Genomic DNA, 15,706 nt, shown 5'->3' with positions numbered 1-15,706 from the left:
GGATTTGATCTGAAAGATTCAAATGACTCCCGCTGCCCGGCTGTCCGCAGCCATCGAACTGATCGACATCATCGAGAGAGACCGCGTGCCCGCGGCCAAGGCACTGAAGGAGTGGGGCACCGCGCACCGCTTCGCCGGCTCCGGCGACCGCGCCGCCATCGCCGGCCTCGTCTGGGACGTGCTGCGCCGCTATGCCTCGAGCGCGTACCTGATGGACGCCGACACCGCGCGGGCGCGGCTGATCGGCATGCTTCGCCTCGAGCGCAACATGGACGCGGCCACCATGGGTGCGCTATTCGACGGCAGCCGCTTTGCCCCCGCGCCGTTGACCGAGGCCGAGCAGGCCGCGCTCGCCTCGCGATCCCTTGAAGGTGCTCCGGCCGCGATCGCCGGCGACTATCCACAATGGCTGGATCCGTACTTGGAAAAAGCGTTCGGCGAAGAGCGCGTCGCGGAGGCGACCGCGATGGCGAGCCGGGCGCCGCTCGACCTGCGCGTCAACACGCTAAAATCCAATCGCGACAAGGTGCTGGGGGCGCTTGCTCATCTTCATGCGAAACCGACGCATTGGTCGGCGACGGGCCTGCGCATCGAGCTTTTGGCCGATGCGCGCAATCCCGGCATCCAGGCCGAAGAGGATTTCATCAAGGGCGCTGTTGAAGTGCAGGATGAGGGGTCGCAGCTTGCCGCTGCCCTGACCGCCGCAAAGCCCGGCGAGCAAGTGATCGATCTCTGTGCGGGGGCCGGCGGCAAGACGCTGGCGCTCGCCGCGATGATGCAGGGCAAGGGCCGGCTGATCGCGACCGACAGCGACAAGCGGCAGCTTGTTCCCATTCACGAGCGCCTGTCGCGCGCCGGCGTCCACAATGCCGATGTTCGCACGCCCAAAGGCGAGGCCGATCCGCTGGCCGACATCAGCGCCACCGCCGACCTCGTCGTGATCGACGCGCCCTGCACGGGAACCGGAACCTGGCGTCGCAACCCCGACGCCAAATGGCGCATGCGGCCGGGCGCGCTGGAGATTCGCCTGAGGGACCAGACGGAGGTGCTCGAGCGCGCGGTCCCGCTGGTCAAGACCGGCGGCCGCATCGCCTACATCACCTGCTCGGTGCTTTCAGAGGAGAACGGCGAGCAGGTGAGGGCGTTCACCGGCCGCCACCGCGAGTTCGCGGTGGTGCCGCCCGAGCAGACCGCGAGCGTGCTCTGGGACAAGGCGGAGGAGTTTGCGCAAGCTGCGCTGCAGTCGGCCGAAGGCTGGTTGATGACGCCGCGGCGGACAGGGACGGACGGGTTCTTTGTCTCGGTTCTGAAGAAGGTCAGCTGAGTCCGCCGTCATTCCGGGGGGCGCCCGAGGGGCGAGCCCGAATGACAGTCTCGCCGAAACAAAACCCCGCGAACCGGAACCCGGTCGCGGGGTTTAGTGTCTCAGCGCTTCTAACCGGTACGTCCGTGGTCAGAAGTGCTGCGCGGGCTATTAGCCGACGCGGAGATTGTCAGCGGAGGACTTGCCGCTGCGACGATCGGCGACGATGTCGAACGAGACCTTCTGGCCCTCGTTGAGGGTCGAGAGGCCAGCGCGCTCGACGGCGCTGATGTGCACGAACACGTCCTTGTCGCCGTCATCCGGCTGAATGAAACCAAAGCCCTTTTGATTGTTGAACCACTTCACGGTGCCCATAGCCATGGGGATTTCCTTTGCTTAAGAAGTTAACACGCGGACCGGTACGCACCATTGCGCCCATAATCCTGATCAGTCGATGTTGGAGAAATCATCTGAAGCGTGCGCGCCCGTCAGCAACGAAGCGAAGCGGCCCAGTCGTTCGGCCAAGTATCGATGATCACAATATAGCGAGATTTTGGGGCCACTTCAAGGCACCACCCGCAACTCGGGATGTCGCTAAATCTTGCTATTTTGCGCTGCAAATTAACCCATCCGGGGTGCGTCAATCGACGATAAACAGCGTCGCCCCCGTCACGGTCGAGGACCGGTGCGCGGCGTCGCCGAAATCAGAGACCTGGTAGCTCATCCCCGCCGTGAGCTTGAATTTGCGCCCGTTGCGGAGCTCGCTGTCGAGCTCGCCTTGCAGCACGTAGAGCACGTGGCCGCGATCGCACCAATGGTCGGCGAGATAGCCCGGCGAATACTCGACCATCCGCACCCGGAGATCGCCGATGTTGAGCGTGCGCCACTGGGCCTGCCCGGTCTCGCCGGGATGGATGGTCGGTTCGACCTTGCTCCAGTCGGTGACGGTGAAGGGGGAGGTGGGGAGTTTCATGGCGATGTCCTGTCTCGTTCCGGCAGTGCTGTTGTTATCGGATGCGTTCGCCATAGTCCTCATCGTTGCTGCCCTTATTTATTTTGCGGCCCTCATTTTTGGAAATGCGTCAGCGCGCAATCCGCCGTCACCGGCATCCTGCTTGCGATGATGACCCAAACCAGCAGCGCGGCGGCGCTGATTCCCGCGCCGAGCACGCAGACGCCGGTCCAGCCAGCCATTGCGTACACCATCGTTGACGCAATCGCGCCAATCGCGCTTCCGACCGAGTAGAAAACCATGTAGCCGCCCACCAGTCGGCTCGCCGCATCGGGGCGCGCGGCGATGATCAGGCTCTGGCTCGTCACATGCACGGCCTGGAGCCCCAGATCCAGCATGATCACGCCGGCGACGACCAACCAGAGCGACGTTTGCAGGCAGGCGATCGCAGCCCAGGCGGCCAGCATCAGCAGCAGCGACAGCCCCGTGGTGCGCTGGCCCCATCCGAGATCAGCAAGCCGCCCGGCATTGCGCGCCGCGAGCGCTCCGGCAAGCCCGGCGACGCCGAGCAATCCGATCGTGGTGTGCGACAGCGCGAAGGGAGGTGCCGAGAGCGGCAGCACGATCGACGTCCAGAACACGTTGAGATTGGCGAAGATCAAAAACGCAAACAGCGCGCGCTCGCGCAGGATCGGCTCCTCGGCAAACAGCGAGGCGGTTGAGCGCAACAGCGACAGATAAGAGGATCCGGCCAGCACCGATTGCCGGCCGCGCGGCAGCACGCGCAGCAGCAGCGCGGCCATGGCGAGCATGAGGCCGGCCGAGACCAGGTAGACCATTCGCCAGCCGCCGAAATCTGCCAGCGCGCCGGAGGCGAACCGCGCCAGCAGGATGCCGCCGACGACGCCGCTCGTGACGGTGCCGATCGCGCGGCCGCGCCCGTCCGGTGTGGCCAGCGTCGCGGCAAAGGCGACCAGGACCTGGACGACGACGGCCAGCACGCCGACCAGCGCCATTCCCGCAAGGAGCACGGCGGCATGCGAGGCGGTGCCGACCATGACAAGGGCGATGGCCGACAGCACGGTCTGGCCGACGATCAGGCTGCGGCGATCCCAGAGGTCGCCGAGCGGCACGATCAGGATCAGGCCGAACGCGTAGCCGACCTGGGTGAACGTCACCACCATCCCGATCGCGGCGGGGTCGATGCCGAGATCGTGCGCCATCGCATCGAGCAGCGGCTGCGCGAAATAGACGTTGGCGACGCTCAGGCCGCAGGTCAGCGCCAGCAACACCGCCATCCCGCGCGAGAGTCCGCGCCCGGCCGTGTCGTCGGCTTTGATCGGTCCGGCCGTCGCGGTGTCGTGGTTTGTCATTGTCGTCTCCGGCACGTTTAATCTAGTCTTTAAATGAGACCAGTTGCGCACCGCATTGTCTAGTCCTATTTTAAGACCAACTTGGAGGCGGGAATGAAGCGGACCGGTTTTGCCCAGGCTGATTGCCCGGTGGCGCGTGCACTCGACGCGATCGGGGACATTTGGTCGCTTCTGATCGTGCGGGATGCCTTCGATGGTTTGCGCCGGTTCGGTGATTTCCAGAAGAACCTCGGCATCGCCAAGGGCATGCTCAGCGCGCGCCTGCACAGGCTGGTGGAGCTTGGCGTGCTCGAACCGATTCCGGCCTCCGACGGGAGCGCCTATCGGGAATATGCGCTGACGAAGAGGGGACGCGAGCTGTTTCCGGTCGTCGTCAGCTTGCGCCAATGGGGCGAAGCAAATCTTTACGCGCGGGGCGAAGTCCATTCGGACCTGGTGGACGAGACCGGCCAGCCCGTTGGGAAGCTCGTGCTCCCGTCGCGGGCCGGCCGTCCGCTGGCATGGTCCGATACCAGGGTGAGAAAGGCCGGCCAGCGCAAGCGCTGAATCGCGGCGGCCTTGGTGCGTCTCAAGCCAGAATCGCGGCTTCAGTGCACCGGATGATTCGCCGATCCCTGCACGATCTTTCCCGCCGCATTCACGCGCAGATATTCGCAGATCCGCTTGCCGCGCTCGTTCTCGTAAAACACCACCACGCTGTCGGGGCTGACGAACAAGTCGATGAGCGAAAAATGCAGGTTCGGGATCAGCCCGAGCGCCTTGCCCCAATAGGCGCGCAACGAATCTTTCCCGCGCACGGTGCCGCTTTCATCGAACCCCATCGCGGGAATGCGGTCCGAGGTCATCACGGCGTCCTCGTCATAGAGCGTGAGCACGCGTTCGAGATCGCGCGCATTCCAGGCCTCGACCCAGGTGCGGCCGAGCGCGGCGAGCGATGACGGCTGATGATGCTGTGGCATGACGTTTCTCCCTGATCGGCCCTTGTTCGGGTGTGAGGCATATTAGGTCAACAATACTTACCTATCTCCGTCTGTCCATGCCCAAAGAAGAATGTGGGCGCGCGGCCCGCGCGGTTGCGGGAAAAGCCCCTGTCGCGTATCTGCTGGCCATGACAGCAGCACAGAACGACCGCTCCGCGTCGACGCCCTCGGTGGCCTCGGCGCATGACAAGATTCTCATCGTCGACTTCGGCAGCCAGGTGACGCAGCTGATCGCGCGTCGCGTGCGCGAGGACGGCGTCTATTGCGAGATCGTCCCGTTCAACAAGGCCGAAGTGGCCTTCAACGAGATGAAGCCGAAAGCCGTGATTCTCTCCGGCGGCCCTGAATCGGTGCACGAGGCGGGCTCGCCCCGCGCGCCCCAGGCGATCTTCGATTCCGGCGTGCCCGTGATGGGCATCTGCTACGGCCAGATGGTCATGGCGGCCCAGCTCGGCGGCGAGGTCGAAGGCGGCCATCACCGCGAGTTCGGCCGCGCCGATGTCGAGGTCAAGGCCGCGAGCAAGCTGTTCGAGGACGTCTGGTCGTCAGGCGGCAAGAACCAGGTCTGGATGAGCCATGGCGACCGCATCACAAAAATGCCGCCGGGCTTCTCCGTCGCCGGCACCTCGCCGAACGCGCCCTTCGCGATCATCCAGGACGAGACGCGCAAATATTACGGCCTGATGTTCCACCCCGAAGTGGTGCACACGCCGGACGGCGCCAAACTGATCCGCAATTTCGTCCGCAAGATCGCAGGCCTGTCCGGCGACTGGACCATGCGCGCCTTCCGCGAGGAGGAGATCGCGAAGATCCGCAGCCAGGTCGGCAAGGGCAAGGTGCTCTGCGGCCTGTCCGGCGGAGTCGATTCCGCGGTTGCGGCCGTGCTGATCCACGAAGCGATCGGCGAGCAGCTCACCTGCGTGTTCGTCGACCACGGCATGCTCCGTCTCGATGAAGCCAAGACGGTGGTCGACCTGTTCCGCCACCACTACAACATCCCGCTCGTACACGTGGATGCCTCCAAGCAATTCTTGGGCGAGCTTGAAGGCGTCACCGACCCCGAGACCAAGCGCAAGACCATCGGGCGCCTCTTCATCGAGGTGTTCGAGCAGGAGGCCAAGAAGATCGGCGGCGCCGACTTCCTCGCCCAAGGCACGCTCTACCCCGACGTGATCGAGAGCGTCTCCTTCACCGGCGGCCCCTCGGTGACGATCAAGTCGCACCACAACGTCGGCGGCCTCCCTGAGCGCATGAACATGAAGCTGGTGGAGCCGCTGCGCGAGCTGTTCAAGGACGAGGTGCGCAAGCTCGGCCGCGAGCTTGGCCTCCCCGAAATCTTCGTCGGCCGCCACCCGTTCCCGGGCCCCGGCCTCGCCATCCGCTGCCCCGGCGATATCACGCGCGAAAAGCTCGACATCCTGCGCAAGGCCGACGCCGTCTACATCGACCAGATCCGCAAGCACGGCCTCTACGACGACATCTGGCAGGCCTTTGCCGTGCTGCTGCCGGTGAAGACGGTCGGCGTCATGGGCGACGGCCGCACCTACGACTTCGTCGTGGGCCTGCGCGCCGTCACCTCAACCGACGGCATGACCGCGGACTTCTACCCCTTCGACATGAAGTTTCTGGGCGAGACCGCCACGCGCATCATCAACGAGGTGAAGGGCGTGAACCGGGTGGTGTATGACGTGACGAGCAAGCCGCCGGGGACGATTGAGTGGGAGTGAGATCAATCGAGTTGGCGGACAAACAATAATGCGCTGTTGTAATGGCTGAGAATTATTCTGAGGCTGCAATCCGGCATTTCCAGGACGCCGAACTGCTGGCGAACACCTCGCGGTGGGGCAATGCAAGTCATCTCGTGGGGTTCGCAGCGGAATGCGCTGTGAAGTACCGCCTTGAGAATTTGCGACCCACTGCGGAGGCGCCGCATGTCCATTTTCCAACCTTGTTAGCGGTTGCCAGAAAACATTTGAATGGCCGACGTGACACTGCTCTTCACACTGTGCTTAAAATGAGCGCATTGATGGATGGGTGGACTGTTAACGATCGATATGCGGCAGACTCCTCCATTGGGAAGTCGCAGTATGACGTGTGGCGCCAACACGCATCACGATTAATGTCGGCCGCAGGGCTCAAGCGATGACAAAAAAGAAAGCTCAGAAGGGAAGCGCACGTAAGGCGAAGCTGACAGTTCGCTACGACGATGCTCTACCAACATTTACAGACTTGGTGGCTGAGCACCTCGGGCCAAAAGCGCTTCGGCGAGACTGTTTTCTGCGCGATGCCGATGGAAATCTGACGTACATCGTGCGTGGCGAGATAGCACAAGCGAAACGTGATGCGCTTACAAGCGCAGTGAAGGCCGCGATGGCAACCTACGCAGGTGAATTCCCAATTGCTACGCCCAGCGAATTGTTTGATGATACGCTCAGCGATCCTAAGGCTGGTATCCTCGAGTACGTTGCGACGGCAGCTAAGCCACGGTTCGTTCGAGTCGTTGAACGCAGAATCGTAGGCCAGGATTGGATTAGAGGAATTTGGCCGGCAATCGGGAATGTCCCGCCAATTGTTGTTTTTGCAAGTCACAAGGGCGGAGTTGGCCGATCGACAGCTTTGGCAGTTGCTGCCGCGGAATTTGCAAGGAGAGGGCTCTCCATTCTAGCTCTCGATGCTGATCTTGAAGCGCCTGGGCTTGGGGAGCTGTTTATTCCCGAGGATAAACAACCACTCTTCGGTGCCATCGATTACTTTGTAGAGAATGGACGTGGATCCGTCGACGGGCGTTTTCTCGATGAAATGAGAGCGCCAAGCGCATTGACGAGAGGCCCAGGTAAGGTGTTCGTCGTCCCGGCGGTTGGTCGGCGTTGCCGCCAATTTCCTCAGAATGTCATTGGAAAGATTTCACGCGCGTACTTAGAGGACGTAGGCGAAGGAGGAGTGGAGCGTTTTACCTTACTGGAACAAATGAGGACAATGATACGAGACTTGGCCTCACGTCGCCACTACGACGTTATTTTCGTGGATGCGCGCGCGGGCCTCAATGAGACTACTGCCGCCACGGTTCAGGGGTTGGGCGCAGACGTTCTCTTCTTCGGAATCGATACGCCGCAAACGTGGGATGGATATCGGTACTTTCTGGCGCACCTAGCGCGCTTTAAGCCTCTCGGCGGGGTAGACGATTGGCGATTCCGCTTGAAAATGGTTCACGCAAAGGCAGCGCCAAACGAAGGGTCTCTTGCTCATTTCCGCGATAATGCTTTCGAGATGTTCGCGGAGCATCTTTATGACGAAGAGGAAGAGACAGAAAGCGGTCGATCAGATGTGTTTGGTTTTGATCTTGACGATCCTACCGGCCCTCATTTCGGTTGGCCGATATTCGTGGATGAAGGATACTATGAGTTTGATCCGGTCGCAGATCGCAGCCAGCTTTCACCGGAGCGCTATAACGCTTCCTTTGGCCAATTCCTGAAATTGTTGGCGGATAGGCTAGGAATAAAATGAGCGTTTCCGAATCTGATATCGCTGACATTCGGTCTGTTTTGGCTCACTTAGACCCAAAGTCGGCTGCCAGTGCAGATAAACCATTGGCAATCTCCGATCTGTATGCACCGCCAGCGCATTCCAAGGCGCTTAGCTTCAATAACCCTCTCATCGTTGGAAATCGTGGCGCTGGAAAAAGCGTGTGGTCTGGTGCCTTGGCGCACGATAGCACGCGTCTTGAACTCGCTAAGAATTATCGTGAGCTCAAGCTGGATAGGATGGTCGTAGTACTTGGCTTTCATGAGCACGCTGGGAAGGTGGAGGGCGTTGCTCCATCATCCGCGACGCTGACTAGCTTGCTTAGTCGTGAGATCGAGCCAGAGGCAATCTGGACCGCAGTCTTGCTGCGAGCGGTTGCGCCGACATTGCGCCGATCTCTGCCAAAATCCCTGAAGGACGTGGTTGAGTGGGCAAGCGAGGATCCCGAACGCGCGGAGCAGGTCTTGCGAGACGCGGATCAGGCTTTCGGTCGAAGCAATAGAAAATTTCTAATAGTATTCGACGCTCTAGATCGCCTCGCGAAAAACTGGGACCAGATTCGTCCCCTTTCACAGGGAATACTTCAACTCGCGCTCAACATGTTCGGCTTCGCCAATATGCGGGCGAAGGTGTTTTTGCGCACTGACCAAGAGAGAGACGAAGCGCTTTTCGATTTCACCGATGCATCCAAGCTCAAGGCAATGACCGTTCCCCTTTCGTGGCATTCGGTTGAGCTGTATGGCCTCCTTTTTTCGGCGTTGTCGCGCGATGGCAAGTCTAAGGCAGCTTTCAGGCGACTATTGCGGGAAGCGATAGGCAGTACGGCCGATGCGGATATGGACGATGAGGATACTCAGCGAGCAATCTTCAATTTGATTGCTGGCGAGTTCATGGGCGCCGACCGACGAAGAGGTCGCACGTACACTTGGGTCATAGATCACCTCGCCGATGCCTTTCACGAAACTACGCCCCGTAGCTTTCTCATTGCGCTACGCAAGGCGGCGCAAACTCGAATTCAATCAAAAATAACGCCTATCGATCACCTCGGTATTCGAGAGGGAGTTCAGGCGGCTTCAACCGTGCGTGTGGATCAACTGGGCGAAGACTATCCGTGGATTAAGACCGTGCTTGACGATCTGGAAGGGCTTGAAGTTCCCTGTCCTCCAGACGCTTTTGTGAGGCGATGGCGGAGTCAAGGAACTGTTGCCCGAGTGAACCAAGTTGCTCGTCGAAGCAGTCGACCAGGTCCAATTGGACTCGAAGGTACTACTGGGCATAGTGCGGCTGAGGAGGTCCTGCTGGATGCACTCAAGAGTATTGGGGTAGTCGAAGAACGGTCCGGCGACCGCATCAACATGCCGGATCTATTCCGGGTCGCTGCGAAGATAAAGCGTCGCGGAGGCGTTCGACCGCCCACGGCGGGGTAATTTCAGGATTACGTTGACAGTGCATTGAACTAACGCTCGCCAAAGAAGGCGTGCGAGTTGAACGCACTGCAGTCCAGTGCATTCAATGGCCGGGCTTAGTAGGATCGCCCTCGATCGACCTGTTCAACGTCTTACGAAGCGCCGCGGCCTGTATCTGGCGGCGAACCGAACGGAGAATACCTTTGACCGATGCGGGACTTCAGAAGCTCGAGGCTGGCGAGAAGCTTTGCAAGCGCGGCGACCGCGACGGCATGTACGTTGCCCTCCTGCCCATCAATGGGCGCAAGCAGGTCTTTGAAAGTGGCGACCACACCAAGGTGGTGCATTGATGCGCGCGGCGTTGAAAGGGGTGATGGCCGCAATATTTTCTATGCCGGCTGCGGTGGCTCTGGCGAAGTCTCCGGACTGCGCGAGTTGGCCCAAGAACATGGCCCTCGTGCACCTCAAGAACGCCGGCCTGATTGATATCCCATCGGTGATCGAGGCGCAGACCAAGGCCGTTCGTCTCGCATCCGAAAAGATCGGCAAGGACCTCTACCAGCAGGTTTACGACATCACGTTTCACACCAAGGACGGCAAGACAATTGAGGTCATCACGAAAAGCCAGGCATCAAGCGAGGAATGCTCGATGAGCGGCGTCGACGTCTACGTGGTCTCGAAGAAAATCGGCGAGTCTGCTGAGCAGCCATCTGAGGGCACGACTAAAAAGTGATCCGCGTCGTCATGGTGACAGTGCACTAAACTCGAGGTTAGTTTTGTGCACTGTCAACGCAACTCCTTCTGTCACTCCTTCAAATATTCGGTCGCGCGCTGCTCGAAGAAGTTAGCGCGCGACCAGTTCTCGGCGTCGATCACACGGTCGTAGCTCGATTACTGTTCCTTCCTGAACAAATCCTGGAAGATCAGCTGGCCCCAAACGCGGCCGCGTGCGTGCACCAGCGCGCCACCTTCGTTGAGCTTTCCCAGCTTGACGGGTGCGAACCCGAGTTGTTTGGCCAGGGCCGCCACGGGAGCGATCGCGTCGTCGTCGTCGCTCGAGATAAAGACGACCCGGTGGCCGCCCTCGACGACCGGATCGGTGGCCAGAGTGGCCGCACCCAGGTGATTGAAACCTTTCACGAGCTTGGCGCCGGTGAACGCCTTCGCGACGACGGCGGAGGACAGGAGACCGTCCAGCTCTTCTCCAAACCCGTTCGTCGCGTCGATGATCGTCTTGCCTTTCCAGCTCGGCAGGGCCTTCGCAACCTCGCGATGCTCCCCGAACGGGACCGCCAGGATGATCGTGTCGGCCTCCAGCGCTTCCCGCAGCGACCTGGCCACGACCGTGGTGCCAATCGCCCGGGCCTGCGGCGCCAACGCCTCGGGCGGCCGGCGGCTCGCGATTGTTACGTCGATGTTCTTACGGGCGAAGGCGTGGGCGAGGGCCTGGCCGATCTTGCCGAATCCTATGATTGCGCAGCTCATGATATTTCTCCGATCCGTGTTGATATTGATTTTCAGGCCGTTCAGATGGCCGAGAAGCCGCCGTCGACGGACAACTCCACCCCATTCACGAAGCTCGAATCGTCCGAAGCAAGAAACAGCGCGACCGCCGCAATTTCCTCAGGACGACCCATCGTTCCCCTGGGGATCAGGGCTTCGAACATCCGCTTCGCTTCCTCGGTGAGAACCTGATCCTGCATCGGTGTGGCGATCGGCCCCGGGCTCAGCACGTTCACCCGGATATTCCTGCCCTTCAGTTCGTTGAGCCACGTGCGTGCAAATGAGCGCAGCGCCGCCTTGCTCGCCGCATACACGCCGTAACCGGGAAAACCTTTCACCGATGCAACGGACCCGGTCATGAAGATCGATCCGGCATCGCGAAACAGCGGCAACGCCTTCTGCACCGTAAACAGCGTGCCGCGCGTGTTCAGGCCGAAGGTCGCATCGAAATGCTGCTCGGTAATCTCGCCCAGTGCGACGGCTTCGCCGATGCCGGCGCTCGCGTACAGGACGTCGATCTTGCCCTTTTCCCGCTTGACCGTGTCGAACAGGCGGTCGAGGTCGTCGAGATTGGCCGCGTCGCCGCGCACGCCGGTCACGTTCCGGCCAATCAGCTTGATGGCCTGGTCGAGCGTCTCCTGCCTTCGTCCCGTGATGAAGACATAGGCTCCTTCTTCAACGAAGCGCCTGGCGCTCGCCAGCGCCATGCCGCTCGATCCACCCGTGATGACTGCAACCTTACCGTCAAGCTTTCCCATGATTTCTCCTGTCGTCGTGTCGGGACAGCATCTGCCCCCGAGACCCGCGACATAGGTCCACCGGCGGCAGGCGTTGAGTGCGGATGCGCGCACATCGGTGGTGCGAAATCGATCCGGCCGCACGAGCGACGCCAAACGGCGACGATCGGTGTCCGCCGTTCGGAAGTGAGCCGTGCTTGTCGGGATGGGCTATGATGACTGCCCGTGCTGCTGTAGGAGCAATTGCTACGGGCTTTGGAAGGCGCACCGCGCGGTGCGGGATTGCACCATGATCGACTGGGATGACGTTCGCTACTTTCTTGCCGTCGCGCGTGGAGGCTCGGTGCGGGCTGCCGCCGAGCGCCTAGGTGTGAACCACGCGACCGTGCTGCGACGCATCGCCCAGCTCGAGGAACGTCTCGAGGTCCACATGTTCGAAAAGCTGCCTTCGGGCTACCGCCTGACGGAAGCAGGCGAGGAGGTCCTCGAATTCGCGGACCAGATGGAAGCCTCGTCGCACCAGCTGGAGACGCGCGTCTTCGGGCGCGACCAGAGCGTGCGCGGGCGTCTGCGGGTGACGCTGGCGCCGCCGATGGCGACGCACCTGCTGATGTCTGATCTCGCCGATTTCGCGCGTCTGCATCCTGATATCGAGATGGATATCCTGTCGTTCGGCGAGCTGGCGAATCTGACCAACCGGGAGGCCGACGTCGCGATCCGCGTTGTCTATGACCGCAAAACCCTGCCGCTCAATCTTCACGGCCTGAAGGGACCGGAGCTGTTCGGCGGCGTCTACATGTCCAGGGATCGACTAGCCGCGTGGCGTGCGGGCGCGCCTGATCCGATCCGGTGGATCGTCATCAGCATTCACGGCATCCCGGATTGGGCCAGCGCGGGTGAAGTTCGCGCCACGAGCGTTCCATTCAGGACCTCGGACGCCGGGGCGCAGATCGCTGCTGTCCAGCAAGGGCTCGGGATCACGACGCTGCCGTGCTTCGTCGGCGATGCCGACCCGCTGCTGGTGAGGGTGCCGGGCACCGACCTGCACATGTACGGAACGGTTTGGCTTCTCACACAGGGCGAGACACGCAAGACCAAGCGCGTGCGGCTCTTCACCGAGTTCGTATCACGCAGGCTCGCCGCGTACGCGCCGCTGCTCGCGGGGCTGTCCGTATCGCGCGACTGACGCGCGGCAGGTCGCCGACAACGCTTGCCGTCATCCGGTCGCAAGCCGGCATTCGGTGACAGTGCACTTAGCTTGCCTGAGGCAAGCAAACGGTCCAGCGGAGGGGACTAATTAGTCCCCCGCAGCTATTTTGCCCCGACCAACCCCGCCTGTCGCTGGGCCGCGTCAGCATCTCCACAAACGCCGTCACCTTGGGCGGACGGAAGCGGGCTGCGGGATAGACCGTGTGGATGCCGCCGGATGGCAGTTGCCTTTGCGGCAGGATGTGAATGAGGCGCCCCGCCGCCAGAGCGTCTGCCACCAAAAAATCCGGCAGCACTGAAAGGCCGCCGCCGGCGAGCACGGCCGCGAGCACTCCCGGCGTCGTGTCGATGGCGATGCTTGCCTGCAGGCGCACGGCGCGTCGATCGAGATCACCGCGCGAGAACTGCCACAGCAGCGGCTCGCGCAGCGCCATGTTGGCGATGAACGGCAGCGTCACGAGGTCGTCGGGATCGCGCGCGGCGGCGATCCGGTCCGTGAAGGCGGGAGCGCCGACCAGCAACTGCCGGAACGCGCCGATCTTGCGCGCTTGCAGGCTGGAATCGACCAGCCACCCGACACGGATCGCCATGTCGATCTGGCCCGAGGCGAGATCGACCGTCTGATCTTCGAGCGTCAACTCCACGCGGCAGTTGGGATAGCGTGCCGCGTAGGCCGTGACGACGGCGACGACGACGGCCGTCCCGTAGTCGTTGGGCGCCGTGATCCGCAACGTGCCGGTCGGCTCGGCGGCCGCCTGGGCGAGTTCGTCGAAGGCATCCTCCGCTTCGCGCAGGATCATGACGCAGCGCGCATGAAACATGCGGCCCGCTTCGGTCGGATGGACCCGGCGCGTCGTGCGCACGAGAAGGCTGGTGCCGAGATCGCGCTCCAGCTGCGCCACCTGCTGGCTCACCACGGCCTTGGTGATGCCGAGCCGCTCGGCGGCCCGCGTGAAGGATCCGGTGTCCACGACGGCGGCGAAATAGGCCAGTCGGTTCAGGTTCATGAGCTCATCGTCTCAGAATTGTCAAGAAATAGCATACATTCTGTATGTTTTGTCGGTATTTATCGATCAATTTGCGCGTGCCAAGTTGCGATCAAGGAGATCGCCATGTCCTCGCCCATTCACATCACCTACCTGTTCGATCCGCTCTGCGGCTGGTGCTACGGCGCCGCCACGCTGCTCGAACAGCTTGTCGCCCGACCCGATTTCACTGTCGAGCTTGCGCCGACAGGCCTGTTCGCCGGCGATGGTGCCCGTCCGATGGACGACGGCTTTGCCGCTTATGCCTGGTCGAACGACCAGCGCATTTCGCGCTTGAGCGGTCAGATCTTCAGCGAAGCCTACCGTCGTGACGTCCTCGGCGACCGCACGCGGCTGTTCGATTCCGGCCCGGCGACACTGGCGCTCACGGCTGTTGCGCTCACCGCTCCGGGTCGAGAGTTCGCAGCTCTGAAGTCCATTCAGAACGCCCGCTATGTCGAAGGTCGCGACAGCACGGACATGTCAGTTCTCGCCGATGCGCTGCGCGCTATTCAGCTCGCGGAGGCCGCCGATCGCTTGGCGGCCCCAGACGCCGCATTGATCGCCGCTTACCGCGACCGCCTCGAAGCCGGGCGTGCGGAAATGCGCCGCTTCGGCGCCAACGGCGTCCCGGCCCTGATCAAGGGGAAGGGCAACGACCGTCGCCTCGTGCAGGCGAGCGCGCTGTTCGGCGGCCTCGACGCCCTCGTCGATGGACTGAAGGCGGCTTGAGCACGACGCTCGATACAGACCCATCCACTTCCAATTCGTGATCGCACATCAGCACCAGGAGACGACCATGCAGACAAGGAGAACCATCATGAAGACGACTCTCGCCGCCGGCGCCGCCGCTTTGTTCGCACCTGCAGGCCTCGGCCATGCCGCCGGCGGGCTCACCTGGAAGCATCTCCCAGCCGGACAGAACGGCTTCTTCCGGGCTCCCGTTCTGGTGTCCGGGCCGAGCGAAGCCGTGCTGATCGATGGCGGCTTCACGCTGCCCGATGGCAAGGCTGTCGCAGAAGCGATCAAGGCAACCGGCAAGAAGCTCACCACCATCTACATCAGCCAGTCGGACCCGGACTATTACTTCAGCCTCGGCGCGATCAAGGCAGCTTTCCCGGAGGCCCGCGTGCTCGCGGCGCCCGCGACATTGGCGGCCATCAACGCCAGCGTCGAAAAGAAGCTTGCCGTCTGGGGGCCGCAACTCAAGGAGAACGGCCCGCAGGTGCTTGCCGACGTGGTCATCCCCGAAGCGTTCGATGGCAAGACGCTCAGCGTCGACGGCGAAACCATCGAGATCGTCGGCGCAGACGGCCTGGCCAACCGGCGTTATCTGTTCGTGCGGTCGCTGAACGCGGTGTTCGGCGGCGTGCTGATCTTCTCGGGCGTCCATGTCTGGACCGCCGACACGCCGACCACAGAGCAGCGGGCCGCCTGGATCGCCAATCTCGAAAAGATCGCGGCGCGCAAGCCGGCGATCGTCGTGCCCGGCCACTCCGCGGTGGACGCAAAGACCGATCTATCCGGTGTCGAGCACACGATCGCTTACCTCAAAGCCTTCGACGAGGAACTGGCGAAGGCCAAGGACTCCGCGACGCTGAAGGCAGCGATGGGAGCGCGCTTCCCCGGCCTTGACATGGGCGTTGCGCTCGACATCGGCTCCAAAGTCGCCACCGGCGAGATGAAATGGGGCTGA

The 15,706-nt window shown here is 62.1% G+C and carries 17 protein-coding genes; 10 read left to right on the top strand and 7 right to left on the bottom strand.

Features of this window, described 5'->3' with window-relative positions; translation table 11 throughout:
• Positions 1 to 22 precede the first annotated feature (22 nt).
• Complete coding sequence (locus tag IVA88_RS23925) at positions 23 to 1,324, top strand: RsmB/NOP family class I SAM-dependent RNA methyltransferase (RefSeq protein ID WP_247499615.1); 1,302 nt, start codon at positions 23 to 25, stop codon at positions 1,322 to 1,324.
• Between the two features lie 150 nt (positions 1,325 to 1,474).
• Here IVA88_RS23925 and IVA88_RS23920 read toward each other — a convergent pair whose 3' ends face one another.
• The 3 genes from IVA88_RS23920 to IVA88_RS23910 form a co-directional block, all read right to left on the bottom strand.
• Positions 1,475 to 1,684, bottom strand: a complete 210-nt coding sequence (locus IVA88_RS23920) for a cold-shock protein (protein ID WP_007592195.1) — start codon at positions 1,682 to 1,684, stop codon at positions 1,475 to 1,477.
• A gap of 259 nt (positions 1,685 to 1,943) precedes the next feature.
• Positions 1,944 to 2,276 carry a DHCW motif cupin fold protein gene (locus tag IVA88_RS23915; RefSeq protein WP_247499614.1) on the bottom strand — a complete coding sequence of 111 codons (333 nt, stop codon included), beginning with the start codon at positions 2,274 to 2,276 and terminating at the stop codon, positions 1,944 to 1,946.
• 92 nt (positions 2,277 to 2,368) lie between these two features.
• Positions 2,369 to 3,628, bottom strand: coding sequence for an MFS transporter (locus tag IVA88_RS23910; protein ID WP_247499613.1), 1,260 nt, complete (start codon positions 3,626 to 3,628; stop codon positions 2,369 to 2,371).
• Between the two features lie 93 nt (positions 3,629 to 3,721).
• Between IVA88_RS23910 and IVA88_RS23905 the strand changes: the two genes are divergently transcribed.
• Positions 3,722 to 4,174: a helix-turn-helix domain-containing protein gene (locus IVA88_RS23905; RefSeq protein ID WP_247499612.1), complete on the top strand. Its 453-nt coding sequence runs from the start codon at positions 3,722 to 3,724 to the stop codon at positions 4,172 to 4,174.
• Between the two features lie 41 nt (positions 4,175 to 4,215).
• Here the strand turns inward: IVA88_RS23905 and IVA88_RS23900 are convergent, their stop codons facing one another.
• Positions 4,216 to 4,587 carry a nuclear transport factor 2 family protein gene (locus tag IVA88_RS23900; protein ID WP_247499611.1) on the bottom strand — a complete coding sequence of 124 codons (372 nt, stop codon included), beginning with the start codon at positions 4,585 to 4,587 and terminating at the stop codon, positions 4,216 to 4,218.
• Between the two features lie 149 nt (positions 4,588 to 4,736).
• Between IVA88_RS23900 and guaA the strand changes: the two genes are divergently transcribed.
• The 5 genes from guaA (at position 4,737) to IVA88_RS23875 (ending at position 10,269) form a co-directional block, all read left to right on the top strand.
• Entirely contained in the window at positions 4,737 to 6,335 is a 1,599-nt protein-coding gene (gene guaA / locus IVA88_RS23895; protein WP_247499610.1) for a glutamine-hydrolyzing GMP synthase, read from the top strand.
• Positions 6,336 to 6,750: 415 nt separating this feature from the next.
• Positions 6,751 to 8,112: a ParA family protein gene (locus tag IVA88_RS23890; protein ID WP_247499609.1), complete on the top strand. Its 1,362-nt coding sequence runs from the start codon at positions 6,751 to 6,753 to the stop codon at positions 8,110 to 8,112.
• Positions 8,109 to 9,557 carry a hypothetical protein gene (locus IVA88_RS23885; protein ID WP_247499608.1) on the top strand — a complete coding sequence of 483 codons (1,449 nt, stop codon included), beginning with the start codon at positions 8,109 to 8,111 and terminating at the stop codon, positions 9,555 to 9,557. Before IVA88_RS23890 ends, IVA88_RS23885 begins: the two co-directional genes overlap by 4 nt.
• Before the next feature lie 182 nt (positions 9,558 to 9,739).
• Positions 9,740 to 9,886 (top strand): integrase, encoded by a 147-nt coding sequence (locus tag IVA88_RS23880; protein WP_247499607.1) that lies wholly within the window; start codon positions 9,740 to 9,742, stop codon positions 9,884 to 9,886.
• Positions 9,886 to 10,269 carry a hypothetical protein gene (locus IVA88_RS23875; RefSeq protein ID WP_247499606.1) on the top strand — a complete coding sequence of 128 codons (384 nt, stop codon included), beginning with the start codon at positions 9,886 to 9,888 and terminating at the stop codon, positions 10,267 to 10,269. The genes IVA88_RS23880 and IVA88_RS23875 overlap by 1 nt, the downstream gene beginning before the upstream one ends.
• Before the next feature lie 158 nt (positions 10,270 to 10,427).
• Here IVA88_RS23875 and IVA88_RS23870 read toward each other — a convergent pair whose 3' ends face one another.
• Positions 10,428 to 11,021: an NAD(P)-binding domain-containing protein gene (locus IVA88_RS23870; RefSeq protein ID WP_247499605.1), complete on the bottom strand. Its 594-nt coding sequence runs from the start codon at positions 11,019 to 11,021 to the stop codon at positions 10,428 to 10,430.
• 41 nt (positions 11,022 to 11,062) lie between these two features.
• Positions 11,063 to 11,797 carry an SDR family oxidoreductase gene (locus IVA88_RS23865; RefSeq protein ID WP_247500399.1) on the bottom strand — a complete coding sequence of 245 codons (735 nt, stop codon included), beginning with the start codon at positions 11,795 to 11,797 and terminating at the stop codon, positions 11,063 to 11,065.
• Positions 11,798 to 12,065: 268 nt separating this feature from the next.
• On the opposite strand from IVA88_RS23865, the gene IVA88_RS23860 reads away from it, so the two are divergent.
• Positions 12,066 to 12,962 (top strand): LysR family transcriptional regulator, encoded by an 897-nt coding sequence (locus IVA88_RS23860; protein ID WP_247499604.1) that lies wholly within the window; start codon positions 12,066 to 12,068, stop codon positions 12,960 to 12,962.
• 67 nt (positions 12,963 to 13,029) lie between these two features.
• On the opposite strand, the gene IVA88_RS23855 is transcribed toward IVA88_RS23860, so the two are convergent.
• The gene (locus IVA88_RS23855) at positions 13,030 to 13,992 is read right to left on the bottom strand and encodes a LysR family transcriptional regulator (protein WP_247499603.1); all 963 of its coding nucleotides are present in this window, start codon (positions 13,990 to 13,992) and stop codon (positions 13,030 to 13,032) included.
• A gap of 105 nt (positions 13,993 to 14,097) precedes the next feature.
• Between IVA88_RS23855 and IVA88_RS23850 the strand changes: the two genes are divergently transcribed.
• Both IVA88_RS23850 and IVA88_RS23845 read left to right on the top strand, forming a co-directional pair.
• Complete coding sequence (locus IVA88_RS23850; RefSeq protein WP_247499602.1) at positions 14,098 to 14,742, top strand: DsbA family protein; 645 nt, start codon at positions 14,098 to 14,100, stop codon at positions 14,740 to 14,742.
• Between the two features lie 67 nt (positions 14,743 to 14,809).
• Positions 14,810 to 15,706, top strand: a complete 897-nt coding sequence (locus IVA88_RS23845) for an MBL fold metallo-hydrolase (RefSeq protein WP_247499601.1) — start codon at positions 14,810 to 14,812, stop codon at positions 15,704 to 15,706.

The organism is Bradyrhizobium sp. 149 (genome assembly GCF_023073915.1).
Lineage (GTDB): Bacteria > Pseudomonadota > Alphaproteobacteria > Rhizobiales > Xanthobacteraceae > Bradyrhizobium.
Note: the sequence above shows the minus strand (reverse complement) of the source record. Positions and strands in the feature narration are given on the sequence as shown.

Excerpts from the sequence above, each read along its gene's own strand:
- IVA88_RS23925 (WP_247499615.1), top strand. The coding sequence starts at position 23 with ATGACTCCCGCTGCCCGGCTGTCCGCAGCCATCGAACTGATCGACATC.
- IVA88_RS23920 (WP_007592195.1), bottom strand. The coding sequence starts at position 1,684 with ATGGCTATGGGCACCGTGAAGTGGTTCAACAATCAAAAGGGCTTTGGT.
- IVA88_RS23915 (WP_247499614.1), bottom strand. The coding sequence starts at position 2,276 with ATGAAACTCCCCACCTCCCCCTTCACCGTCACCGACTGGAGCAAGGTC.
- IVA88_RS23910 (WP_247499613.1), bottom strand. The coding sequence starts at position 3,628 with ATGACAAACCACGACACCGCGACGGCCGGACCGATCAAAGCCGACGAC.
- IVA88_RS23905 (WP_247499612.1), top strand. The coding sequence starts at position 3,722 with ATGAAGCGGACCGGTTTTGCCCAGGCTGATTGCCCGGTGGCGCGTGCA.
- IVA88_RS23900 (WP_247499611.1), bottom strand. The coding sequence starts at position 4,587 with ATGCCACAGCATCATCAGCCGTCATCGCTCGCCGCGCTCGGCCGCACC.
- guaA (WP_247499610.1), top strand. The coding sequence starts at position 4,737 with ATGACAGCAGCACAGAACGACCGCTCCGCGTCGACGCCCTCGGTGGCC.
- IVA88_RS23890 (WP_247499609.1), top strand. The coding sequence starts at position 6,751 with ATGACAAAAAAGAAAGCTCAGAAGGGAAGCGCACGTAAGGCGAAGCTG.
- IVA88_RS23885 (WP_247499608.1), top strand. The coding sequence starts at position 8,109 with ATGAGCGTTTCCGAATCTGATATCGCTGACATTCGGTCTGTTTTGGCT.
- IVA88_RS23875 (WP_247499606.1), top strand. The coding sequence starts at position 9,886 with ATGCGCGCGGCGTTGAAAGGGGTGATGGCCGCAATATTTTCTATGCCG.
- IVA88_RS23870 (WP_247499605.1), bottom strand. The coding sequence starts at position 11,021 with ATGAGCTGCGCAATCATAGGATTCGGCAAGATCGGCCAGGCCCTCGCC.
- IVA88_RS23865 (WP_247500399.1), bottom strand. The coding sequence starts at position 11,797 with ATGGGAAAGCTTGACGGTAAGGTTGCAGTCATCACGGGTGGATCGAGC.
- IVA88_RS23860 (WP_247499604.1), top strand. The coding sequence starts at position 12,066 with ATGATCGACTGGGATGACGTTCGCTACTTTCTTGCCGTCGCGCGTGGA.
- IVA88_RS23855 (WP_247499603.1), bottom strand. The coding sequence starts at position 13,992 with ATGAACCTGAACCGACTGGCCTATTTCGCCGCCGTCGTGGACACCGGA.
- IVA88_RS23850 (WP_247499602.1), top strand. The coding sequence starts at position 14,098 with ATGTCCTCGCCCATTCACATCACCTACCTGTTCGATCCGCTCTGCGGC.
- IVA88_RS23845 (WP_247499601.1), top strand. The coding sequence starts at position 14,810 with ATGCAGACAAGGAGAACCATCATGAAGACGACTCTCGCCGCCGGCGCC.